Origin of the sequence: Aestuariimicrobium sp. T2.26MG-19.2B (assembly GCF_950101875.1) — a bacterium.
GTDB classification, from domain to species: domain Bacteria; phylum Actinomycetota; class Actinomycetes; order Propionibacteriales; family Propionibacteriaceae; genus Aestuariimicrobium; species Aestuariimicrobium kwangyangense.
This window is the reverse complement of the sequence record NZ_CATNLW010000001.1, coordinates 863,492-886,723: the sequence shown is the minus strand read 5'-3', so window position 1 is coordinate 886,723 and position 23,232 is coordinate 863,492. Positions and strand designations below refer to the sequence as shown.

Genomic DNA, 23,232 nt, shown 5'->3' with positions numbered 1-23,232 from the left:
GGTGGCCAGGGACTTCCGGACCCTGCTGCGGGTGGCCTGGCTGACCGAGATGGAGTACCGGGCGAACTTCCTCATCTCCATCGTCGGCGCGCTCGCCTACAACGCCAGCCAGTTGCTGTTCATCTCGGTGTTGTTGCACGCCTTCGGAGGGGTCGCGGGCTGGACGGGCCCCCAGGTCTTCGTCCTGTTCGGCATCCGCATGGCCAGCCACAGTGTCTGCGCCTTCTTCTTCCGCCGGATGACCGACCTCGACACCGTGGTGCACACCGGCGAGTTCGACCGCTACCTGCTCCGTCCGGTCAGCCTGTTCCTGCAGTTGTTGATGCGTCGGTTCAACCTGCAGCAGTTCGGCGACGTCGTGATCGCCGCCACCGTCCTCGGCTTCGCGCTGCCCCGGGCAGCCATCGACTGGACACCGGCCAAGGCCCTGTGGCTGGTCGCTGCGGTGGCGGCCGGGGGCATGTTGGAGGCAGGGCTCCAACTCGTCCGGGGGGCGCTCAGCTTCCGGTGGACGAACACCGAGTCGATGACGGGACTGATCGAGACCGTCTTCGGCACCTTCGGGAACTTTCCCCTGCAGGTGTTCGGCGCGGTGGGGGCCGTCTTCTTCACCCTGGTGCTGCCGCTCGCCTTCGTCGGCTGGATTCCCGCCGCCATGCTGCTGGGTCGGCAGGACTCCTTGTGGTTCCCCGGGTGGCTCGGTTGGTGGAGTCCCCTGGTGGGGCTGGGCTGCTTCGCTCTGGCCATCGTGTTCTTCGGCCGCCAGTCGCGCCACTACGCGAGCCCCGGCAGCTGAGGCGGTGGGGTCGGGGCGCCGACTTCTGTCAGGTCCCACCGGCGGGCATGGGGATCCGCCGCTGTGGGCTGCAACTCGGAGCGCAGCGGCTCACGGATTCGCTCACTCGCCCCTACCCATTCGGACGAAACCGTGCTCTGATGGGTCCGTCGAGCTGACGGGGGGAGGCACGATGCGACGCCGCGCCGTGTACGGGCACAGGTGCGCCACCATGGTGGTGGCGCTCTGGCTCGGTTTCGTGGCGTTCGTGGGCGCCCATGCCGCCTCCCTGAGTGTAGGCGCGGCCTACCTGGCGGTGCCGGTGCAGGAGCCATCGTCGGTGGTCGTGCAGGCAGTCACCCGGTCTGCACCGTCCCAGCGACCCGAGGGTGGTGCCGTGCTTCGCGTGGACGAGGAGGCGCTGCCCTGGGTTTCGCTGCTCACCGACCCTGGCCATCTCGTGGACGAGGGGGTCGCCGTCGACCTGAAGCCGCCGCGGGTGATTCCCACGCGCGTGACTCCGGCGGTGGTCTCCACGACCGGTGCCCTGCTGTCCCGGCCAGTGATGGGGGCGATCACGTCGCCGTTCGGCATGCGGGTGCACCCGATCACGCACATCTACAAGTTGCACACGGGCACCGACTTCGGGGTCCCTTACGGCACCCCGGTCGGTGCCGCCGCGGCCGGAACCGTGCTGTCGGCCGGCTGGGGCGGTGCCTACGGCATCCGGGTCACCATCGACCACGGCATGCTCGGTGGCCACCGGGTGGTGACCACCTACAACCACCTGTCCTCGCTGGCGGTGCGCGCCGGTGATCGGATGAGGGTGCACCAAGGGGTCGGGCGGGTGGGCAGCACCGGCTACTCGACCGCAGCCCACCTGCACTTCGAGGTGATCGCGGACGGGCAGTTCACTGACCCCGTGCCGTGGCTGGACGGCCGTCCCGTGGTCGTCGACCTGAATGCGGCGGAGTATCGGACCGGTGGTCTGACGCCTGTGCGCCCTCCCGCAGGGGCGCTGGCTTCCAGTCCTTCGGCCACCAGTTCGCCGCAGCCCACCCCCACGCCGAGCCCAACACTCACGCCGAGCCCAACACTCACGCCGAGACCGACACCGGCGCCGATCCCGACACCCACCGTGGCCCTGACCCCCACACCGAGCCCGACACCCACGGGCGGGGCATCGCCCGAGGCCAGCCCCGACCCGACCGGCTCGCGCTCGCCGACGGCTTCGCCCACGCCGACGCCAACTCCCACGCCGAGCCCAACACCGACGCCGACGCCGAGCCCAACACCGACGCCGACGCCGAGCCCAACTCCGATGCCGAGCGCGACGCAGCCACCCCCCGAACCCAGCCCGGTGCCGACCAGTCCGGCCGCGTCCAGCCCAGTCCCGACCACTCCAGTCCCGACCACTCCAGTCCCGACCACTGGGTCATCGTCCGCGGTCAGTCCCGAGCCCTCAGCCTCACCCTGACGACGATCCACTCCCCGGCGGCCACCTCGAACTCGACGCCCGCCACCGTGACCGCCGCAGCCATGGGCTGATCGGCGTGGGTGGCGACCACCCGGCGCCGCACCTGCCCGCGCACCGGGTCGATGGTTGTCTCGAGGTCGGGGCCGACGGCCCAGCCGCTGAGGGTCACGAGCCCGGGTCGGTCGAGGCGGACGGCGCGCAGTTCACCTCCGTCGACGACGGTGGCCAGCGCCGTCACCACGGGGGCGTCGGCGGCTGTGCCAGTGCGGTTGCCCGTGCTCCAGCGGCTGAGGGCGACCGGTCGTCCGCGTCGGGTGTGCCGCATGTCGCAGTCGGTGAGCAGTCGCTGTGACCAACGGCGACCTGCGGCGTCGACGACCGCCACCTGGTTGTCGACGAGCGATTCGGGGTCGTCGGTCTCGACGGGGGCGGTGGCGGTCGAGTAGGCCAGCCGGTCGTAGAGCGGGTCGCTGGTGCCACTCGGCGAGGCGTGGTCGACACCGTGGTTGAGCACGCGGACGATGCCGTCATCACCGGGGTCGATGATCCAGCCGACTGCGCCCACAGCCATGGGCTCCGACGGGCGGTCGGCGGGACCAAGGGGCGGCAGGGTTCGGTCGATGTGGGCCGGGTCGGGGGTTGGCGTGGTCGTCCACACCGGATGGTCGACGGGCAGCGCCAGACCGGCGAACCCGTGCAGGGCCCAGTACGGCGAGCCGGGCCCTGAGTAGGGCTGCCGGAGGCGCTCGTGGGCACCGAACCAGCCCAGGCTCAACAGTCCGTCGGGCTCGGTGAAGCAGCCATGGCCCACGAAATGCTGCATCGTCCGCCCGGCGATCCTGCGCACACGGGCCGGATCGGGGCCCACACCGCTGGCCGCCGCGTCCCACAGGCCGGCCAGCACGCCGAATCGGTAGGTGAGCGACCGGCCCTGGTGGAGGGGGGCGCCGTCGTCCCCGAAGAGATGGACGGCCTGTTCGGCCCAGTCCCCCAGGCGCTGCTTCCACAGGGGAGCGAGGCGTGCGGTGGTCGGCTGGTCGGGGGCCATGCTCGCCTGGTGGTGGAACAGGTGATGGATGACCCAGGAGTTGTACCAGTCGACCTGGGGTCGTCCGGCGTCGAGGGGGGCGTCGGAGTACCAACCGTCCCCGAGGTGACAGGAGGTCATGAACTCCAGGTGCTCGGCCACCCGGCCGTCGTCGCCCCCGGCACCCACCGAGGCGAGGAAGGCCTGGGTGACGGTGTGGAAGAGCACCCAGTTGCAGCGCGGGTAGTCCACGGAAGCCGAGTCGGCCAACCAGTCGACCAGGTGTTGCTGGGTGCGCCCGGGCAGCCGCTCCCAGATCTGGTCGCGGGTCTGGTGCAGGGCGACCGCCAGTGCGGCAGCCTCCACCCGGGGCTGCCCCTGCTCGGTCAAGGTCGGCCAGCGCTCGGGGGATGCTGGATCGACCCCCGCCGAGATGCCCGCGGCATACCACTCGGCGAACCCGTCCGGGTCGTCCGCCTGCCCGGCGAGCAGGTTGCCGACCCCGATGAACGAGCGGGCGAAGGCCTCGAGCGCGTCGGAGTCACGGCCCGATGAGGAGGTGGGACCGGGCAGGTCGAACCGTGCCCGGCCAGGCGAGGCGAACGGACGAAGCGCCAGCAGCGCTCGGGTGAGGACCTGTGCGTGCTCGGCTCGTCCCCAGCCGGGCTCAGACTCGGCGTGCACGGTGGCGGTGGATCAGTCGACGCCCGACTCGATGGCCGCCCGGTCGAGCGACTCCTCGTCGTCGGTCGTGGTGAGGCCCAGGCTCGGGATGGTTCCCGCCTGTCCCTGCTCGAGTTCGCCCACCAGCTTCGCCTGGGCACCCCCCAGCTGCCCCTGGGCGGCGTAGAGCTCGAGCTTCTCGCGGGTGTCGGCGATGTCGAGGTTGCGCATGGTCAACTGGCCGATGCGATCGGTGGGACCGAAGGCGGCGTTCTCGACGCGCTCCATCGACAACCGATCGGGGTGGTAGCTGAGGTAGGGGCCGGTGGTGTCGAGGATCGTCCAGTCCTCACCGCGGCGTAGTCGCACCGTCACTTCGCCCGTGACCGCTGAGGCCACCCAGCGGATGATCGACTCGCGCAGCATCAGCGACTGCGGGTCGAGCCAGCGTCCCTCGTAGAGCAGCCGACCCAGCCGCAGGCCCTGGGAGTGGTAGTTGGCGAGCGTGTCCTCGTTGTGGATCGCGTTGAGCAGACGTTCGTAGGTGATGAACAGCAGGGCCATGCCCGGCGCCTCGTAGATACCGCGGCTCTTGGCCTCGATGATGCGGTTCTCGATCTGGTCCGACATGCCCAGGCCGTGGCGTCCGCCGATGGTGTTGGCCTCCATCACCAGGTCGACGGGTGAGGCGAAGGTCTGGCCGTTGATGGCCACGGGACGTCCCTGGTCGAAGCGCACGGTGACGTCCTCGGTCTCGATGACCACGCTGGGGTCCCAGTACTTGACCCCCATGATCGGCTCGACGGTCTCGAGCGAGACGCTGAGGTGCTCCAGGGTCTTGGCCTCGTGGGTGGCCCCCCACAGGTTGGCATCGGTGGAGTAGGCCTTCTCCTGCGAGTCGCGGTACGGGAGCTCGCGTTCGGTGAGCCAAGCGCTCATCTCGTGGCGGCCGCCGAGCTCGCGGACGAAGTCCTCGTCGAGCCACGGCTTGTAGATGCGCAGGGCCGGGTTGGCGAGCAGCCCGTAGCGGTAGAAACGCTCGATGTCATTGCCCTTGAAGGTCGACCCGTCGCCCCAGATGTTGACGCCGTCCTCATGCATGGCGCGCACCAGCAGGGTGCCGGTGACCGCTCGTCCCAACGGGGTGGTGTTGAAGTAGGCGCGCCCGCCGGAGCGGATGTGGAAGGCGCCGCAGGCCAGGGCCGACAGGCCTTCCTCGACCAGCGCCTCGCGGCAGTCGACCAGCCGTGACAGCTCGGCGCCGTACTGCATCGCGCGCCCGGGCACCGACTCGATGTCGGGCTCGTCGTACTGCCCGATGTGGGCGGTGTAGGTGCACGGGACGGCACCGTTCTCGCGCATCCAGGCGACGGCGACGGAGGTGTCGAGACCACCGGAGAAGGCGATGCCGACCTTCTCGCCGGCGGGGAGCGATGTGAGGACCTTGGACATGCCCTCGAGCCTACCGCATAAGTATTCCGTCCTCCGAATAAGTATTCCGTCCTGAGATCGGGGGGCGGAGCAACGGACTGACGGCCGGGCGATCAGGGGGTCGGTGCCGCCAGTCGTCGACGGCGCAGGCCTTGGAGGGCCATCAGTGCCGGAGCGAGGACAAGACCGACCCCGCCCGCGAGGATGAAGCCCGCGTGCCATCCGCGCAGGTCCATCGCCAGACCGACGGCGGGTGGGGCGAGGGTGTTGCCGGCGGTCATGAAGGATCCCTGCCAGCCGAGCAGCTGGCCACGCTCGCGCGGGGAGACGATCTGCTGGAGTTGGTCCTGGGCAGCAACCAGGGTGGGAGCGCAGAAGGCCCCGGCGACCAACAGCAGCAGGTTGAGGGTGAACACACCCGTGGCCAACGAGACCAGGGCGGTCGACGCGCCCAGTCCCAGCACCAGCCAGACGACGGGGACTGCCCGGTGGAGGCCGCCGTAGGCCAGACCCGCGACCGCCGACCCCAGCCCCCACACGGCCAGGGTGAGCCCGATCAGTTGCGGGGCCCCCAGTTGGCGCAGGGCAGCCACGACACCGATGTCGGTGCCGGCGAGGATGAACCCCGCCACTGCGCTGGCAGCGAGGATTCCCAACACCTGCGGGGTCGCCCAAGTGAGTCGGCGGCGGCCGGGCTCGGGCTCCTCCGAGCGGTGCCCTGCCTCGTCCGGGCTGACGATCGCGACGTTCACGAGGGTGAGAACCAGGGCGCCCAGGACGGTCATCATGCCGAAGATCAGCAGCGCCCAGGTGGTGCTCCACATGGTGCCGATCCAGATTCCGAGCGCGGGGCCGACCATGAAGCAGACCTCGACGATGGTCGAGTCGAGCGAGATTGACGTCCGTCGCATGGCCGGCGGGGTCGCGGCCAGCACCGCCTGCCGGATGACCGAGAACGAGGGGAACATGACCAGGCCGAGGAGCGCCGCCAGCACCAGCAGCAACCAGTACTGGCGCACGAAGGGCAACAGGATGAACACCGGGGTGAGCACCACGAGCGAGGGCACCATGGTGCGACGCAAGCCGATGCGGTCGAGCAGGGATCCCCGCCAAGGGGCGCTGATGGCCAGGCCGATCGTCCACACCGCCGAGACGATGCCGGCTCGCGAGTAGGGCAGGTGCAGGGCCTCGACCAGATGCACCGTCAGCAACACTCCGAAGCCGAACTGCCCGATCCGGGAGATGGTGCCGAGGATGATGATGGTTCGCACGCTCGCCAGGGCCAACACTTCTCGATACGCGCCGAACTTCACCGGACGATCATAGGGCCCGGGCCGGGTGGGGCTTCGGGGGGTTTCGCCGGGGTTGCCGGGAGCGGTTGGGTGTCTCTGCCGATGCCTGGTTGCGCGCGGTTGCCCTTGTTCAGCGCGGATGCCCGCGTGAGGAGCACTTGCACTCGTTCCTGCCCAGTTGCCCTCGCGAGGCGCACTTGCCCTGCCCCTGGCCGGGGGCAACTGCACCGGACGAGGGCAGGTGGTGCGTTACGTGGGCAAGTGCGAGCGGGACGAGGGCAGGTGGTGCGTTACGAGGGCAAGTGCGAGCCGGACGAGGGCAGGTGGTGCGTTACGAGGGCAAGTGCGAGCGGGACGTGGGCAGGTGCGAGCCGACGCCGTCCCGAACCTCAGAGCATGTCGCGCAACTCGGCGACCGACTCGACCACCAGGCTGGGCTGGTAGGGGAAGCGCTCGAGGTCGTCCCGGCTGGTGATTCCGGTCAGCACCAGCACGGTGAACAGGCCTGCCTCCATGCCAGCAACGATGTCGGTGTCCATGCGGTCGCCGATCATCGCGGTGGTCTCGGAGTGGGCCTCGATCTTGTTGAGGGCCGAGCGGAACATCATCGGGTTGGGCTTGCCCACGATGTAGGGACGACGGTTGGTCGCCGTGGTGATCATGGCGGCCACGGCGCCGGTCGCGGGCAGCAGTCCCTCGGGGCTCGGGCCGGTGGCGTCCGGGTTGGTGCAGATGAATTTCGCACCCTTCGAGATCAACCGGACGGCGGTGGTGATCTGCTCGAAGGAGTAGGTACGTGTCTCGCCGAGCACGACATAGTCGACGTCCACCTCGGTGAGGATGAATCCCGCCGAGTGCAGGGCGGTGGTGAGACCAGCCTCACCGATGGCGTAGAGACGGGCCCCCGGGTGCTGGTCGCGCAGGAAGGCGGCGGTGGCCAGGGCAGAGGTCCACAGTGTCTCCTCCGGCACCGACAAGCCGCTCCGCTCCAGTCGTGCGGCCAGGTCGCGCGGGGTGAAGATGGAGTTGTTGGTGAGCACCAGGAACCGGTGCGAGGTGTCGACCCACAGGCTCAACAGGTCGGCCGCTCCGGGGATGGCGGCGTTCTCGTGCACGAGCACGCCATCCATGTCGGTCAACCAGCATTCGATGTCGCGAGGTGTGCGCATGTCGGCAGTGTAGGCGGGCCATGTTGCGCTCCGATGACAGGGGTCGACGCGGCGATCCCGACCTAGAATCTGACGGGTGAGCTTCTCGCAGGCGACCTTCGACTTCTACCGCGACCTCGAGGTCGACAACTCCCGGGAGTTCTGGACGGCCCGCCGCCAGGACTGGGAGGAACACGTGCGCCAACCGATGCTCGAACTGGTCGAAGCGCTCGCCGGCGAGTTCGGGGAGGCCAAGATCTTTCGTCCCAACCGCGACGTGCGGTTCGCCAAGGACAAGTCGCCCTACAAGATGCACCAGGGCGCCTGGGTGCCGGTGGGACCAGCGATGGGCTGGTACGTGCAGGTCTCGGCCGACGGCCTGATGACCGGTGGAGGTTTCTACCATGCCGAACCGGCGGTGCTGAAGAGCTTCAGGGACGCCGTGAACGGCGACGGCGGCACCTTGCAGAGACGGCTGGACGAGCTACCCCGGGCCTTCGAGGTGGCCGGGGACCGGCTGGTGCGCGTCCCCCGGGGCTACGACCCTGAGCATCCCCGGGCCGATCTGTTGCGGCACACCACGCTGACGGTTGGCAGGCGCTACCAGACCCTGCCGGCCAACGTCGTCTCCCAGGTGCGTCGCGACTGGCGTGCCCTGCTTCCGGTGATCGACTGGCTGGACGAGGCACTCGCCGACATCTGAGGGTCGGCTCGGCCGTCAGTGCACCAGCACCAGCTTGCCGCTGACCTCACCCGACTCGAGTCGGGCATGCGCGGCCGCGACCTCGGTGATCGGGAACCGCTCCACGGGAGCGGGACGGATGGCACCCGATTCGAGCAAGGGCCAGACCACCTCCGCGACCCGGCTGCAGATGGCCGACTTCTGGTCCACGGGCCGGAAGCGCAGGGAGGTCGCTGTCACCGTTGCTCGCTTGGCCAGCAACGAGGCGATGTCGAGGGTGCCCTTGGTGCCTCCCTGCATGCCGATGATGACGCAGCGGCCATCGGTCGCCAGCGCCTCGACGTTCTGCTCGAGGTACTTGGCGCCCATGATGTCAAGGACGACGTCGGCACCGTGGCCGCCGGTGGCCTCCTTGAGCCCGGCCAGCCAGTCATCGTGGTAGTCGAGCGCGATGTCGGCGCCCAGGTCACGGCAGTACTGCAGCTTCGCCTCGCCGCCTGCGGTGACGGCGACCCGGCAGCCGAGGTGCTTGGCGTACTGGATCGCGAACGAACCGATGCCGCCCGCGCCGCCGTGCACGAGGAAGGTCTCCCCCTCGGAAAGGTGTACGTGGTCGGCGTTGGAGACCACGGTGGCCGCCACCTCCATCAGGGTCCCGGCAATGACCAGGTCAACACCTGCCGGTGCCCGCACGACCTGACCGGCCGGCACCACGAAGTACTCGCCGTAGCCGCCACCCGACAGCAAGGCCACCACCTCGTCGCCCACCGACCAGCCGTCGACCTCGGAGCCCACCTGTGCGACCACGCCGCTGGCCTCGAGGCCGATCACATCGGTGATGCCGGGCGGCGGCGGGTACAGGCCCTGGCGTTGCAGCAGATCGGCTCGGTTCACCCCCGACGCGACGGTGCGCACCAGCAGTTCGTCCGATGCAGGGGTGGGTCGGTCGACCTCGACCAGCCGGAGCCGGTCGGCGCGCGGACGGACGGGTCGTCCCTTCTGGTCGAGGGGTGCCTCACCGGCGGGGTAGGGCTCAACGCTCACGGCTCGCATGCCCCCAGCCTGCCATGGACGCTACGATGACGCTCGAGCAGGGCAACCTGCTCTGGCGAGGTCGCATAGTGGACTAGTGCAGCCGCCTTGAAAGCGGCCGAGGGCAACCTCCGTGGGTTCGAATCCCACCCTCGCCGCGTACCCAACAATCGCCAGCTCCGGGACTCGCGGCACTCTGTGTCGCAGGCGCCAGGTGTTGCCGGGACCAGGCAGGGAGGCCACCGTGGCGGAATACGTGCTCCGACCCCGTCCGGCGATCCGCGCGTTCGCCGTGGCGGCCGTGCTGAGTGTGATCGGTGCCGTCATGGTGGTCGGCGGCCAACTCGCCAGCTCGACGACCTGGGTGACCATCACCGGTGTGGTCGTGCTGGCTCTCGCCGTCGCCCTGGTGGCGCTCGCGTGGCTCGCGAGCCGGACGAACGCGGTCACGGTGCAGCTCGACGCCGAGGGCTATCGCGTGCTCGCGCCGAAGCTCTCGCGGGGCGGCGGCGGCGACAGACACGGACGGTGGTCGGAGGTGACCAAGGTCGGGGCCTCCGAGGACGGGTCGCACCTGGTGATCAGCCACGGCGAGGTCGAGCGGGTGCACATCTGGTCACCCCTGGGCGGCTCCGACCCGCAGATGCTGGGGCTCCAGGCCGAGATCGTCGAGCGACTCGACGCCGACCGCGGTTACACCCACTTCGGCTGAGGCTCGTCCCACTCACCTCGCACTCTGCAAGGACCGGATGTGGCACGGGGCTTCCGGTCTCTCCTCGATCCGCGAGTCGGGCAGATCAGCGACGAGGAGTCGCCGACGGACTCGCCGTCGAAGCCGGGTCCCAGGCGCAGGCGTCGACCAAGCTCTCGGCCGGTGCCGGCGTGGCCGAGGTCGACCCGGCGGGGGCGCTGGGCGTGGCCGAACTCTCTGATCCGCTGGGAGTGGCCGAGCTCGGCACGGCACTGGGAGTACCGGACGGCTGCTCGTCCACGGCCTTGATCGCGGCGGCGACCCGGGCGCGCATCATCGCGTAGTCGGGGTCGTAGGTGATGAATCCGTCCTTCTGGTGGACGAAGAGCACCCGCGCCTGCCGACCGTTCTTCACGCGCACGGCCAGTTCCAGCAGTGCCGGCAACAGGTCTTGCGGGATGTCGGTCTCGACCATCTTCTCGGACGCCTTGGCGATCGCCTCGTAGCGGGTGAGCATGGTGGCCGGGTCGGCCTGGTCGAGCACTCCCTTGATCACGCAGGTCTGGCGGCCCATGCGTGAGAAGTCGCCGCCGTCGAGACCGTGCCGGGCCCGGGCGTACCACATGGCGTAATAGCCGTTCAGCAGCTTGTTCTGGCCGGGTTCGATGTAGCCGACCGGCCCGCGGACGTCGTTGCCACCGATCGGGATACGCTGGTTGACGTTGAGGCGGACGCCGCCCATGGCGTCGATCAGGGCCATCAGCCCGTCGATGTTGAGGGCGACGAAGTAGTCGATCTTGAGGCCCAGGGCACCTTCGAGCCCGTACTTGAGGGCGTCGGCGCCCGGGTAGTCGGTGTTCTTGAACAGATCGGGCTGCTCCGCAGGCAGGTGGCCCCAGATGGCGTTGGCGAAGTAGTTGGAGTTGTCGGCGTTCTTGCCGTCGTACCAGCCACGCGGGTACCGCTTGGACAGCTCACTGCCGGTGGGGAAGGGCACCCGGGCCATGTTCCTCGGCACCTGGGTGATCACCATGTTCCCCGTGGAGGTCTCGATCGAGGCCACCATCATGGTGTCCGTGGAGACGTCGACGTCGGAGTAGTGGCGTGCCGCGGTGTTGTCCAGACCCACGAGCAGGATGTTCAGACGCGGCTTCTTCGCCCACACGTCCGCGGCCTTGCCCTTCGTGTCGATGGTGGGGCGGGTCTGCGACTTCTTCTGGTCGCTGCTCGAGAAGACACCCTCGACCAACCCGGCCTGGGTGGCGGAGTAACGGCTGGCGACTGCCATCGGTGCCGCGATGGCGAAACTCAGCCCGCCCACCACGAGCGCGCCCACGATCGACTGCGCCCGGGTGCGGTGCGCCGGACGGGTGATCAGGTGCGTCCCCACGATGACGACCACCCACAGCAGGGCGACCACGACGAGGACGATCGACAAGGGGTGCAGCACGGAGGGCTTGACGGCGGTGGCGGCAGCCGCCACCGGGTCGCTCAGGGCCCATCCGCCGATCACGATCACGGCCAGCAGCACGGCCCCGGTCAGTGTGACGCCCAGCCACCGCGCCCGGGAACGGATCAGTCCCAGCCCGGGGATGATGGCCGAGGCCAAGGTCTTGACCAACGAGCGGGTGAACGGGTGGTGCCGGTCGAACTCGCCCACCTGGGGACCGCCCTGTGGCGGCTCGCCCGACTCGCCGGCGGCGGTGAAGGGGCGTTGGGCGCCTCCGCCCGGGGGGCCGCCTCGTGGCTCGTCCGTGGGCTGGGCGGGGCGGGCCGCACCGGCCGCGAAGGCCTGATCCCACGAGCCAGGGAAGTCAGAGGCAGGAAAGTCAGAGGCGGGCAGGTCGGAGGACAGGAAGGGACCGAAGGCGTCGACCCGTTTGGGACTGTAGCCACCGGTCTGGGGGTTGACCACTGCCTCGGGATGTCCGTCGTCGGGGGCCGCCCGTCGCCGGCTGCGCCGGAAGAGGGTGTCGTCGGTGAGTTCGTCCCCGAACTTCGAGACCGGACGATGCCACATGCCCTCGCCCTCGGTTCCACCGCGGAACAGCCCGTCGGGCAGGCGCGAGCCATCGTCGGGCTCTCCCGACTGGTCGTCGCTCATCCTGCTCCCTCCGCAGCGCTGCCAAGCAATCATAGGCACGCCGATCCACCGCAGCGGAGTCGCCTGCGTTGGCGGCATGCTCGGGCGTCGGATAGTCTGAGCCGTCGATGCCAGCCTCGTGCTGGTGTCATGGAGCCCCACGGGGCACCACGGAGGCGTCGCCTAGTCCGGTCTATGGCGCCCGCCTGCTAAGCGGGAGCGGTCTACAAGCCGCACGCGGGTTCAAATCCCGCCGCCTCCGCCAGACCAGACAGCACCCCCGGCCCACCAGGGCCGGGGGTGCTGTCGTCCTCAACCGAGACGTGCCTCCACCTCGTCGACCTGCCGGTGCAGCGCCGCAGGCACTCGCTCGCCCAGGGACGCGAGCCACGCCCGGATGCGCGGCACCTCGGCCCGCCACTCGTCCGGGTCGACCCTGAGCGCCTCGCTCACCTGTTCCACGGCTAGCTCGAGCCCGGTCAGGTCGAGCGCGTCCACCGTCGGGACGACCCCGATCGGGGTCTCAATGCCGGTGGCGGTGCCCTCGAGGCGGCCTACCATCCACGCCAGTACCCGGCTGTTGTCGCCGAACCCCGGCCACAGGAAGCCGTGCTGGTTGCGTCGGAACCAGTTCACCTGGAAGATCCGCGGCAGCTGGCGTCCCGGGGCGTCCTGCGCGAGCCAGTGGGCGAAGTAGTCAGCCACGTGGTAGCCGATGAACGGCAGCATCGCCATCGGGTCACGGCGCAGCACACCCACCGCGCCGGACGCTGCGGCCGTGGTCTCCGACGAGAGGGTCGCTCCCAGGAACACCCCGTGCGTCCAGTCACGTGCCTCACTGACCAGTGGCACGGTGGTCGCCCGACGCCCGCCGAAGATGATCAGGTCGACCGGCACCCCGGCCGGGTCATCCCAGTCGGGATGCAACGTCGGGCACTGTTCGAGCGGGGTGCAGAAGCGACTGTTGGGGTGGGCCGCCTTCTCGGGTGAGTCGGGGGTCCAGTCATGGCCGCGCCAGTCGATCAGGTGGCCGGGACGGTCCGGGGTCATGCCCTCCCACCAGACGTCACCGTCATCGGTCAGAGCCACATTCGTGAACAGCGACTGCCCCGGCTCGAGGGTGCGCATGGCAATCGGGTTGGTCGCCATCCCGGTGCCCGGTGCCACCCCGAAGAACCCGAACTCGGGGTTGATCGCCCTCAGCCGCCCTTGGTCGTCCCAGCGCAGCCAGGCGATGTCGTCGCCCAGCGTCTGCACCGTCCAACCGGGCAGCGTCGGTTCGAGCATGGCCAGGTTCGTCTTGCCACAGGCCGAGGGGAACGCGGCGATGGCGTGGTGGGAGCGTCCCTCGGGACTGGTGAGACGGATCACCAGCATGTGCTCGGCGAGCCATCCCTCGTCTCGCCCCATCACCGAGGCGATGCGCAGGGCGTAGCACTTCTTGCCCAGCAGGGAGTTGCCGCCGTAGCCCGATCCGAAGCTCCAGACGCTGCGTTCCTCGGGGAAGTGCGCGATCCAGATGTCGGGGTTGCAGGGCCAGGCGACATCGTCGGAGCCCGGCTCGAGTGGGGAGCCGACCGAGTGCAGGCATTCGACGAACTCGACCTGATGGGCATCCATCACCTGCTGCACGGCGGAGCCCATCCGGGTCATCACCCGCATCGACAGCACCACATAGGCCGAGTCGGAGACCTCGACACCGAACTTGGCCCCGGGGGTCACAGGGCCCATGCAGAACGGCATCACGTACATCGTCCGGCCGCGCATCGACCCCCGGAAGAGGGGACGCAGGTGCTCCTTCATGAGGTTCGGGGCCATCCAGTTGTTGGTGGGCCCGGCGTCGGCCTCGTCCACGGAGCAGATGAAGGTGCGGTCCTCGACCCGGGCGACGTCGCGAGGGTCGGTGCGCGCGAGGTAGGAGTTCGGACGACGGCGCTCGTCCAGCCTGATGAAGGTGCCCACGTCGACGAGGTGGTCGGCGAGGCGATCTGCCTCCTGCCGGGATCCGTCGCAGAAGTGCACGGCGGCCGGTTCGACGAGTCGGACGACCTCGCGCAACCACGCCAGCATGCGGGTGTGCGTCGGCAGGACTCCGGTGGCGGGGACACCCTCGAACAGGTCGTCGGTCGCCTTCTGCTGCGTATCGGCGAGGGGTTCGGTGGCCGGGGGTGTGGCGGCGCGGGGTTCTGCGGCCAGGTCGGTGTGGGAACGGTCGGTGAGGGTCATGACGCGGTCTCCTGTACGGCGGTGTACGACAGCGAATCGGATGGCCACCGACGGTGGTGGGCTGGGCGGACCTCGTCGTCCGGCAGTTCCGCGACATCGTCGGCAACGTGTCTGACTCCACGGTACGAAGCTGGAGGGTGCGGACGAAATCGCCGCACGCGGTGTGGGGTGCTTCGGTTTGGCGACTCGCGCGCGGCTGGTCTAGAGTGGGGGACTGCCCAACGATGTTCCGCATCGGGGCAAAGCGCTCGTGGCTCAACGGATAGAGCATCTGACTACGGATCAGAAGGTTGGGGGTTCGAATCCCTCCGAGCGCGCAGCTGGCCCCGCAGAGAGTTCTGCGGGGCCGTTTGCGTTCCATGGTCCCGGGCTGAGTGATCGTTCAGTACGAACGGGCTGGTGGGAGAGGGATTCCTCTCGGTGATGTGGGATGAATCACACCGGACGCTGGGCCCGACCCGACCCCGCGGCTCCCTACCATCGACGCATGGCTGGAACGGGATTGTTGGTGCTGGCGCTGATCGCCGGCCTCGGGGTACTACTGGTGCTCGGCGTGGTGTTGCTGGTGGTGACCCTGACCCGTCGGCGGGAGCCCGAGTCGTACGGGGAGCCCTCCCAGTACGGCGACGCCGTTCCGAACGAGTCAGCCCAGTACGAGTCAGTCCAGTACGAGCCAGTCCAGGACGAGTCAGCCCACTACGACGAGCTTGGGGGCAGTCCCGCTGAGTCGCCCTGGGCGCCGCGGACCACGATGGAGCCACCCACGCAGCGCTGACGGGTAACGTCAGGACCATGACGAAGATCCTCGCGCATCGAGGCGCCAGCGCCTACGCACCCGAGAACACCATGCCCGCCTTCGAGCTCGCCCTCGAGCAGGGGGCGGACGGCTTCGAGCTCGATGTTCACCTCACCAAGGACGGCCAGATCGTCGTCATCCACGACGAGACCGTCGAGCGCACGAGCAATGGCGAGGGCCGGATCGTCGACCTGACCCTCGAAGAGCTGCGCGCGTTCGACTTCTCGGCGGGGATGGGTGGCTATGCCAACTCGACGATTCCCACCCTGCGTGAGGTGCTCGACCTCGTGGTCGGCACGGATGCCCTCGTCAACATCGAACTGAAGAACACCATCGAGCCCTACCCCGACCTGGCCCAGGACCTCGACGCCCTGGTCACGAGCATGAACCTCGCGGGTCAGGTCATCTACTCCACGTTCAACCACTACTCGGTGCGCGACATGATCGCCGCCGGCACGCCGGTACCCGTGGGGGTGCTGCACTCCGACATGCTCGTGGAGCCGTGGGACTACGCCGTCTCGCTCGGCGCGCAGGCCCTGCACCCTCACTACGGGCTGGTCGCGGTCAACGGCGACTACGTTCCCCACGCCCATGAGGCGGGGCTGCGGGTCAACGTCTGGACGGTCAACGACCCCGGACACATGGCGATGATGCTGCGCGACGAGGTCGACGCCATCATCACCAACCACCCCGACGTGGCGGTTGCGCTGCGCGGCTGAGGATCGTCCGGTTTCATGTCGCTGTTCCGGACGACACCGGGCGCCGAGCTCCACCGGACCCCCCACCCCCGCAAACTCTCACCGTTTGGGCAAACTCTCGCGCCAGAGCGCGAGAGTTTGCCCCGAAGGTGAGAGTTTGCGCACGGGGCGGGGGCAGGGGCAGGGGCACGGGCCGGAGCCGACGGGTCAGGCGTCCAGACCCAACCGGGCGAGCAGGTGGCGCACGTCCGGGTCGGAGCCGCGGAAGCGTCGGTACGACTCCTTGGCCTCGATCGAGCCACCGCGTCCGAGCAGCTCCCGGCGGAACCGATCACCGGCGGCGCGGGTCATGCCACCGGGCTGCTGGTCGTCGGCCTGCTCACGGAACCAGGCGACGGTGTCGGCGTCCATCACCTCCGACCACAGGTAGGAGTAGTAGCCGGCCGCGTAACCACCGCCGAAGATGTGGCTGAAGTACGACGACCGGTAGCGCGGCGGGACGAGGCGCGACCAGGCGCCGGTCCGTTCCAGGGCCGCGCGCTCGAACTCCTCGACACCCTCACCGCTGGCGGGTAGTTCGTCCACCGAGGCCTGGTGCCAGGCTTGGTCGAGCAGCATCGCGGCCAGCAGTTCGAAGGTGTGATACCCCGACTCCTGACGGTTGGCGACCAGTTGGTCGATCCACTCCTGGGGCACCGGCTCGCCGGTCTGGTGGTGGCGGGCGTAGCGGGCGATCAGGGCGGGCTCCCAGGCCCAGATCTCATTGACCTGGCTGGGGAACTCCACGAAGTCGCGCGGCACGGCCGTGCCCGCCTTCGACGGGTATCGCACCTTCGACAGCAACCCGTGCAGGTCGTGGCCGAACTCGTGGAACAGGGTGATCACGTTGTCCCAGCTCATCAGGCTGGGTGACCCCGTCGCGGGCGGTGGCACATTGCAGGTGTTGGTCACCACTGGCAGGTCGCCGAGCAGGTCGGACTGGTCGACGATCGAGGTCATCCAGGCTCCGCCCTTCTTGGTGGGCCTGGTGTAGGCGTCGATCACGACGGCACCCACGGGGCTGCCGTCACCCTCACGCACCTCGAAGACGCGAGCCTGGTCGGTGTAGCCGACCAACTCGGGACGCTCCACGAAGGTGATCCCGTACAGGGCGGTGGCGGCGGCGAAGACGCCTTCGTGCAGCACGCGCTCGAACTCGAGGTAGGGCTTCAACTGGTCGGTGTCGAAGGCTGTCTCGGCCGCCTGCTGGGTGGCCAGGAACTGCCAGTCCCACGGCTCCAGCGTTGCTCCCGGGTCGATCGCGTGCAGACGCTCCTGCAGCTGGATGGCCTCCCGGTTCACGATGCTGGCGACCCCCGGGGTGAGCTGCGCGAGGATCTGGTTGACGGTCGCGGTGTCGCCCGCGCACGTGACCTCGTGGGCCCACGAGGCGTGATGGGGGTGGCCGAGGAGCTGGGCACGTTCGGCCCTCAGCCGGGCGATCCGCACCAGCGTCTCGCGGGAGTCGTGCTCGCCCGACAGGTTGCGGGTGACGGAGGCCTCGTACACCCGGCGGCGCAGTTCTCGGTTCTCGAGGGAGTCGAGCACCGGCTGCCCCGAGGTGTTGACGATGGGGATGAGCCACCCGTCCAGGCCGCGGGCGGCCGCATTCTCGGCGAGGGCCTGCCGTTCCGCTTCGTCCAACCCAGCCAGTTCAGCCTCGTCGGTGACGTGGACGGCTGCCGCGTTGCGCCCGGCCGTCAGCTGGGTGTCAAAGGTGGTCGACAGGCTCGCCAGTTCGGAGTTGAGCGCCCGCAGCCTGTCCTGCTGGTCCGCCGGCAGTCCGATGCCCGAACGGTCGTAGTCGCGCAAGCGATCGGTGAGCAGCCACCTGTCCTGCTCGTCAGCCTCGACCTCACCGGCATCCACGCGCGCCTGCAGGGCCAGCAGGCGCTGGTGCAGGCGGGAGTCGAGGGCGATGGTGTCGCTGTGCGCGGCCAGCAGCGGCGATGCCCAGGCCATCAGTGCGTCCCGATCGGGCGTGGAGTGCGCCGACCGCGCCACCCAGAAGGCGTTCAGTGAACGCTCCAGGGTTGCCCCCGAGCGCTCCCAGGTGCCGAGCACGTTGTCGAGGGTGGCGGGTGTCTCGTCCGTCGCCACCTGCTCGAGTGCGGCCAACTGCTCGGCCATGCCGACCGCGATGCCCTCCCGGTACTGCTCGGTGGTGAGGGTCGCATAGTCGGGCAGCTTGAACGGCAGCGTCGAGGGGGAGAGCAGGGGATTGGTCATGGGTGTCCTGTCGTCATGCGTGCTGGCTGGTCATGGTTGCGGGTTCGTGAGGGGCGATGCGGCGTTGGGAAGTCAGGCCTTGACGGGGAGGTGCTTGCCCCAGAACTCCAGGATCTTCTCGAAGCGCTGGCGACGGTGCCACGGGCTGCCCGACCGGGTCAGTTCGTGGTTCTCGCCCGGGAAGACCAGCAACTCGGCGTCAACCCCCGCCTGCTTCAGTCGTCCGTAGTAGTTCAGACCCTGCGCGATCGGGCAGCGCAGGTCGAGTTCGGAGTGCAGCACCAGTGTCGGGGTGGTCACCTGGTCGGTGAGCCACATCGGTGACTGGCGGTTCATCTCCTCGGCTGAATGGCCCTGGTACTCACCGGCGAAGAACCAGCCGATGTCGGACGATCCCACGAAGGTCGCCCCGTCGAGGAAGCCGCGTTCGACGATGGCACCGGCCCAGCGGTGGTCGTGACCGATGATCCACGCCGTCATGTAGCCGCCATAGGAGCCGCCCATGATGCCGACCCGGTCGGCGTCCAGATCGGGGTTGGCTGCGAGCGCCCCGTCGAGGAAGGTGAGGATGTCGGCCATGTCGAGATTCCCGAAGTCGCCCTTGATGGCCTGACCGTGCTCGGCTCCGTAACCCATCGCACCGCGGGGGTTGCAGGCGACCACGGCGTACCCGGCCTCGAGGTAGGCCTGGAACTCGTCGAAATAGGTCTCGTGGTAGGCGGCGTAGGGCCCGCCATGGATGTTGAGCAGGACCGGGGTGCGTCCCTTGCCCCGGCGGGTCGGCTTCAGCACCCAGCCGTGCACGGGGTAGCCGTCGGCGCCGGTGGTCTCGAACTCGATGGGGTCGACGATGCTGGTCTGCTGCTGCAGGGCTGCCGAGAAATCGGTCAGCACCGTGACCGAGCCGTCGCGGACGAGGGCGACCTCGCCCATCGTCCGTGAACCGGCCACGGTCGCGACCACGGTGTCGCCCACTGCGGCGACGGCCTGGGCCATCAGCGCACCGTCGAAGATCACCTCGACCTTGCCCTTCGCCGTGGCCGTGAGGATTCGTCCCGACCCTCGATGGTCGTCGGTGAAGATGACCCCGTCGTCCCCGAAGGGTCGGGGCTGGCTGGCCACGGTGATGGAGGCATCGGTGACGATCGTGGGCTTGCCCTTGACGCCCTTCTCGGTGGTGGCAGGCAGCACGTACACCTGCGCGTGGTGGCCGATGAAGTCCCGACCCGTCTCACCCAGGGGCTGTCCCACGAAGAAGAGGTGCTTGCCGTCGGACGAGTGCACCGGGGCAGCGGCGCCGATCCACTGCTTGGGCTTGCCGGTGTTGGTGAGCCGGGTGAGCTGCCCGGACTTCTTGCCCTGCAGTTCGAGGCGGTAGAGATCGTCGACCAGGTCATTCTCGCGGCCGTCGTGGGCCTCGCCGGAGACGATCAACGCGGCGCCGTCGGGGGTGAAGGTGGGGTTGGACCAGTCGACCTGGTCTTCGGTGACCCGCGTCGCCCTCGGAACCAGCGTGACGGCCTCGGGGTCGTCCTTCTCGCCCGAGGGGCTCGGCTTGGCCCGCCCGACGGGCTTCAGTGCCGGTTCGCCATCAAGGGCCGGCACCGTCAGGGTGAACACCTGCAGCGGTCGACCGTTGAGCCACCCCAGGCCGTTCATCTGCAGCTTGTTGCCGGTGAAGTGCCGGGGGTCCTCAAGGGCGGCGGGAATGTCGTCGTCGGTGCCGTAACGCCCCGCCTCGGGCACACGGGCGGTGAAGGCGATGGTTGACCCGTCGGGTGAGAAGCAGAACTCGCGCACCCCCAACTTCTGGTCGGTCACGGCCAACGGCTCCCCGCCGGTGGCCTCCATCAGGTGCAGTTGGGGCTTGCCGTCGACGGCGCGCAGGAAGGCCAGCACGCTGCCATCGGGGCTGAACCGGGCACCGGAGTCGGCTCGTCCGCGGGTGATCCGCCGCGGCTGGCCCGCCCCGTCAAGAGGGATGCGCCACAACTGGCCCACGTAGGAGTCCACCTCGAAGCTGGGGCGGCTGGTCGAGACGACGGCCCAAGTTCCGGAGGGGTGGATCTCGGGTTCCGAGACGGTGGTCAGCAGGTCAAGTTGGTCGGGGCGCATGGGCCCAACTTACCCAGCCGAGAAGTCACGCATGAATGTGGTGGGTTTGGTCGCCACCCTGCCGCCGGCCAGTTCGACCAGGTGGTGTGCGAGCACCCGGACGTCCTCGGGGTCGTGCGTCACGAGCGCTGCCGTGCAGCCGGCCAGACGTGCCCCGAGCACCGACCTCAGCTCCGGCAGCGCGGTCGCGTCGACGCCCGCGAAGGGCTCGTCGAGGAGCACGAGTCTCGGGTCGACGGCCAGCGCCCGGGCGATCGCCACCCGCTTGGCCTCGCCCCCACTCAACTGCCGCGGACGACGGTCGGCCAGACCGGACAGGCCGAGTGAGTCGAGTTCGGCCCTGGCCCGGTCGCGGGCGAACCGTCGGGAATGTCGGTGGGCGAGGGGGCCGTAGGCGACGTTGTCGAGCACCGACAGGTGGGGGAACAGTCCCGTCGTCTGGCCCACCACCGCACAGCCCCGTCGTTCGGGGGGCACCCACACCCGTCGTCCCTGACCGATGCGCACCCAGCGACGCTCACCAAGCGCGATCTCCCCCTCGTCGGGCACGACCGAGCCCTGCAACAACTGCACGAGGGTCGACTTGCCGGCCCCGTTGGGCCCGACCACGGCGGTGGTCAGCCCCGCCGGCAGGGTGAGGTCGAGCGCGACCCCTCGTGCGTCCACCACGGCCCGCACCCGCGCCGCGTCAGCCACGGTTCCCGCTCCAGCGGGAGGTGGCGACCACCAGCACCGCGGCCACGACCAGCAGTACCAGGGAGAGGGCCAGCGAGAGATCGGAATCGGACTCACGGAGCAGGTAGATCTCCAGCGGCAGGGTGCGGGTGACCCCCGGCAGGGAGCCGGCGAAGGTCAGCGTGGCGCCGAACTCCCCCAGGGCGCGGGCGAAGGCCAGTGCCGCCGCGGCGCCGATGGAGGGGGCAGCCATCGGCACCGTGACCGTCAGGAACACCCGAAGAGGGCTCGCTCCCAGACCCGCAGCCACGACCTCGTGTTGGGTGCCGGACGACCGCAGCGCCCCCTCGAGCGAACCGATCATGAACGGCAGCGAGACGAACACCTGCGAGATGACCACCGCCGTGGTGGTGAACCCGATCTCGATCCCTGCGTGGGAGAGCGGACGGCCCACCACGCCCCAGCGGCCGAAGGTGGCCAGCAGGGCCAGTCCCGCGACCACCGGCGGCAACACCATCGGCAGGCTGAAGAGGGTGCGGGCCACCTGCACCCAGCGCCCGGTGGATCGGGCCAGCACCAGCGAGGTCGGTACTCCCAGCACCACCACGACCGCGGTGCTGACCAAGCAGGTGCCCAGACTCAGCACGAGCGCCTGCTGTGCCTCGTGACCGGCCAGCAGTGAGGGCAGGCGCGCCCACGGGGCACGCACCATGAGCCCGAGCAGGGGCAGCCCGATGAGGGCAGCCGCGAGGCTGAACGCCAGCCAGGCGGTGCGGGGTGGTGGAGTGACGAGCGGTTCAGCCACCAGCGCCGAACCCCCGTTGGCGCAGCAGGGTCTGGCCCGTCGTGCCGACGACGGCGGAGATGAACGCGTCCGCGGCCGCAGGGTGCGGGGAGTCGGTGACGACGGCGATCCACAGGGTGGTGAGGTGTCGTTCCGCGCCGGGCAGGGGGACGACGCTCACCCGGTCGGTGCCGTCGGTGGTGTAGGCCAGCCCGGCGTCGGCTTCGCCAGAGGCGACCTTGCCGACGACGTCGGCCACCTTGAGTTCCTGGGAGACGGGTCGGAGCGGGATCGACCGGTCGGCGGCGATCTGGGCGGCGGCTCGTCCGCAGGGAACCTCGGGCGCGCAGACGACGAGTTTGCGCCCCGTCAGGTCGGTGAGGTCGGTGATGGACAGGGGGTTGCCGCGGGCGACCACGATCGCCAACCGGTTGGTGGCGAACTGACGGGGGGTGCTGACCAGTCCCGCCTTGACCGCGCGGTCCATGGTGGTGCGGTCGGCCGTCGCGAGCACGTCGGCCGGGGCCCCGCCGGCGAGTTGGTCGACCAGGCCCGAGGAGCCGTCGAAGCTGAAGGTCGCGGGGGCCCGGGCCGCGTCCGAGATCTGCGGGAAGACGGTGGCCAGGGATGATGCGGCGAAGACCGTGGTCGTCCCGTTCCCGGAGCGACAGCCGCTGACGGTCAACCCCACGATGAGGAGCAGGACCATGCCGAGCCTGGTCCGGCGAAGCGATCCAGAACCGTGCTGAGGCAGGGAATGTTGCTCACCACGAGCAACATGTCCGGCCACGGCACGGTTGTGGATCGGAGCTTGCGAAGCACCACGGGCCGACGTCACTCCGGAGCTCCTTCGAGCCCGACGTTGGTGGCCTTGATGACGGCGGTGGCAACGGATCCGACCTGCAGACCCAACTCGTTCACGGCCTCGGTCGAGATCAGGGAGACCACCCGGTTGGCGCCACACTGCAGTTCGACCTGGCTCATGACGGGGTCGCTCACCACCCGGGTGACGATCCCGGTGAGGTGGTTCCGGGCGGAACGCCGGTGGCTGCCCGGGTCGAGGCCGTCCCGATCGAGGTCGGCAGCCAGGTCCTGGGCCAGTCGCGCCACGTCCGCCCCGTCGGCGACCAGTCGATTGGCCTCGTCACGGTGGGCAGGCAGGCGGTCCTGGTCAACCCAGCGACGCACCGTGTCATCGCTGACGCCCAGCAGCGTCGCCACCTGTGAGATCCGAAGGTGCGGCATGGATGAAAGGTAGCAGCCGCATCTGCGGAGGGAACGCGGTCCGCGAGGTGATCCGGTCGAGCCCCGGCTGGAGCCGGTGACCGGGCCTCCCTGCCCCGTGGCCGGTGCTGGCTCATCACTAGGA

At 69.4% G+C, this 23,232-nt stretch carries 19 protein-coding genes and 3 tRNA genes; 9 read left to right on the top strand and 13 right to left on the bottom strand.

Features of this window, described 5'->3' with window-relative positions:
- Window position 1: 1 nt before the first annotated feature.
- Both QQZ11_RS04025 and QQZ11_RS04020 read left to right on the top strand, forming a co-directional pair.
- On the top strand, window positions 2-796 hold the full coding sequence (locus tag QQZ11_RS04025) for an ABC transporter permease (protein ID WP_284548815.1): 795 nt from the start codon (window positions 2-4) through the stop codon (window positions 794-796).
- A gap of 172 nt (window positions 797-968) precedes the next feature.
- Complete coding sequence (locus tag QQZ11_RS04020; protein WP_284548814.1) at window positions 969-2,252, top strand: M23 family metallopeptidase; 1,284 nt, start codon at window positions 969-971, stop codon at window positions 2,250-2,252.
- On the opposite strand, the gene QQZ11_RS04015 is transcribed toward QQZ11_RS04020, so the two are convergent.
- From QQZ11_RS04015 to QQZ11_RS04000, 4 genes are all read right to left on the bottom strand, one after another.
- Window positions 2,224-3,963, bottom strand: a complete 1,740-nt coding sequence (locus tag QQZ11_RS04015; protein ID WP_284548813.1) for a DUF2264 domain-containing protein — start codon at window positions 3,961-3,963, stop codon at window positions 2,224-2,226. The genes QQZ11_RS04020 and QQZ11_RS04015 overlap by 29 nt on opposite strands.
- A 12-nt stretch (window positions 3,964-3,975) precedes the next feature.
- Window positions 3,976-5,394: an argininosuccinate synthase gene (argG, locus tag QQZ11_RS04010; protein WP_022909159.1), complete on the bottom strand. Its 1,419-nt coding sequence runs from the start codon at window positions 5,392-5,394 to the stop codon at window positions 3,976-3,978.
- 92 nt (window positions 5,395-5,486) lie between these two features.
- Window positions 5,487-6,686, bottom strand: coding sequence for an MFS transporter (locus tag QQZ11_RS04005; RefSeq protein WP_284548812.1), 1,200 nt, complete (start codon window positions 6,684-6,686; stop codon window positions 5,487-5,489).
- A gap of 368 nt (window positions 6,687-7,054) precedes the next feature.
- A complete protein-coding gene (locus tag QQZ11_RS04000) occupies window positions 7,055-7,834 on the bottom strand; it encodes an HAD-IIA family hydrolase (protein ID WP_284548811.1) in 780 nt (259 codons plus the stop codon).
- Window positions 7,835-7,910: 76 nt separating this feature from the next.
- Between QQZ11_RS04000 and QQZ11_RS03995 the strand changes: the two genes are divergently transcribed.
- Window positions 7,911-8,516 (top strand): DUF2461 domain-containing protein, encoded by a 606-nt coding sequence (locus tag QQZ11_RS03995; RefSeq protein ID WP_284548810.1) that lies wholly within the window; start codon window positions 7,911-7,913, stop codon window positions 8,514-8,516.
- 15 nt (window positions 8,517-8,531) lie between these two features.
- Here the strand turns inward: QQZ11_RS03995 and QQZ11_RS03990 are convergent, their stop codons facing one another.
- Entirely contained in the window at window positions 8,532-9,548 is a 1,017-nt protein-coding gene (locus tag QQZ11_RS03990; protein ID WP_284548809.1) for an NAD(P)H-quinone oxidoreductase, read from the bottom strand.
- A gap of 54 nt (window positions 9,549-9,602) precedes the next feature.
- On the opposite strand from QQZ11_RS03990, the gene QQZ11_RS03985 reads away from it, so the two are divergent.
- Both QQZ11_RS03985 and QQZ11_RS03980 read left to right on the top strand, forming a co-directional pair.
- Window positions 9,603-9,685, top strand: a tRNA-Ser gene (locus QQZ11_RS03985).
- A gap of 86 nt (window positions 9,686-9,771) precedes the next feature.
- Complete coding sequence (locus QQZ11_RS03980) at window positions 9,772-10,239, top strand: hypothetical protein (RefSeq protein WP_284548808.1); 468 nt, start codon at window positions 9,772-9,774, stop codon at window positions 10,237-10,239.
- 85 nt (window positions 10,240-10,324) lie between these two features.
- On the opposite strand, the gene QQZ11_RS03975 is transcribed toward QQZ11_RS03980, so the two are convergent.
- Window positions 10,325-12,322 carry an LCP family protein gene (locus QQZ11_RS03975; RefSeq protein ID WP_284548807.1) on the bottom strand — a complete coding sequence of 666 codons (1,998 nt, stop codon included), beginning with the start codon at window positions 12,320-12,322 and terminating at the stop codon, window positions 10,325-10,327.
- 151 nt (window positions 12,323-12,473) lie between these two features.
- Between QQZ11_RS03975 and QQZ11_RS03970 the strand changes: the two genes are divergently transcribed.
- Window positions 12,474-12,566, top strand: a tRNA-Ser gene (locus QQZ11_RS03970).
- Between the two features lie 47 nt (window positions 12,567-12,613).
- Here the strand turns inward: QQZ11_RS03970 and QQZ11_RS03965 are convergent.
- Window positions 12,614-14,527, bottom strand: coding sequence for a phosphoenolpyruvate carboxykinase (GTP) (locus tag QQZ11_RS03965; RefSeq protein ID WP_446698809.1), 1,914 nt, complete (start codon window positions 14,525-14,527; stop codon window positions 12,614-12,616).
- 244 nt (window positions 14,528-14,771) lie between these two features.
- On the opposite strand from QQZ11_RS03965, the gene QQZ11_RS03960 reads away from it, so the two are divergent.
- The 3 genes from QQZ11_RS03960 to QQZ11_RS03950 all read left to right on the top strand — a co-directional run bounded on the left by QQZ11_RS03960 (window position 14,772) and on the right by QQZ11_RS03950 (window position 16,042).
- A tRNA-Arg gene (locus QQZ11_RS03960) sits at window positions 14,772-14,844 on the top strand.
- Between the two features lie 170 nt (window positions 14,845-15,014).
- Window positions 15,015-15,302: a hypothetical protein gene (locus tag QQZ11_RS03955; protein WP_284548806.1), complete on the top strand. Its 288-nt coding sequence runs from the start codon at window positions 15,015-15,017 to the stop codon at window positions 15,300-15,302.
- Between the two features lie 17 nt (window positions 15,303-15,319).
- Window positions 15,320-16,042: a glycerophosphodiester phosphodiesterase gene (locus QQZ11_RS03950; protein ID WP_284548804.1), complete on the top strand. Its 723-nt coding sequence runs from the start codon at window positions 15,320-15,322 to the stop codon at window positions 16,040-16,042.
- A 186-nt stretch (window positions 16,043-16,228) separates the two neighbouring features.
- Here the strand turns inward: QQZ11_RS03950 and QQZ11_RS03945 are convergent, their stop codons facing one another.
- The 6 genes from QQZ11_RS03945 to QQZ11_RS03920 all read right to left on the bottom strand — a co-directional run bounded on the left by QQZ11_RS03945 (window position 16,229) and on the right by QQZ11_RS03920 (window position 23,108).
- Window positions 16,229-18,289, bottom strand: coding sequence for a M3 family metallopeptidase (locus QQZ11_RS03945; RefSeq protein WP_284548803.1), 2,061 nt, complete (start codon window positions 18,287-18,289; stop codon window positions 16,229-16,231).
- Between the two features lie 72 nt (window positions 18,290-18,361).
- On the bottom strand, window positions 18,362-20,404 hold the full coding sequence (locus tag QQZ11_RS03940; protein ID WP_284548801.1) for a S9 family peptidase: 2,043 nt from the start codon (window positions 20,402-20,404) through the stop codon (window positions 18,362-18,364).
- A gap of 9 nt (window positions 20,405-20,413) precedes the next feature.
- The gene (locus tag QQZ11_RS03935) at window positions 20,414-21,100 is read right to left on the bottom strand and encodes an ATP-binding cassette domain-containing protein (RefSeq protein WP_284548800.1); all 687 of its coding nucleotides are present in this window, start codon (window positions 21,098-21,100) and stop codon (window positions 20,414-20,416) included.
- Entirely contained in the window at window positions 21,093-21,884 is a 792-nt protein-coding gene (locus QQZ11_RS03930; protein ID WP_284548799.1) for an ABC transporter permease, read from the bottom strand. Before QQZ11_RS03930 ends, QQZ11_RS03935 begins: the two co-directional genes overlap by 8 nt.
- Complete coding sequence (gene modA / locus QQZ11_RS03925; protein WP_284548798.1) at window positions 21,877-22,572, bottom strand: molybdate ABC transporter substrate-binding protein; 696 nt, start codon at window positions 22,570-22,572, stop codon at window positions 21,877-21,879. Before modA ends, QQZ11_RS03930 begins: the two co-directional genes overlap by 8 nt.
- A 125-nt stretch (window positions 22,573-22,697) precedes the next feature.
- Window positions 22,698-23,108, bottom strand: coding sequence for a TOBE domain-containing protein (locus QQZ11_RS03920; protein WP_284548796.1), 411 nt, complete (start codon window positions 23,106-23,108; stop codon window positions 22,698-22,700).
- Window positions 23,109-23,232 lie beyond the last annotated feature (124 nt).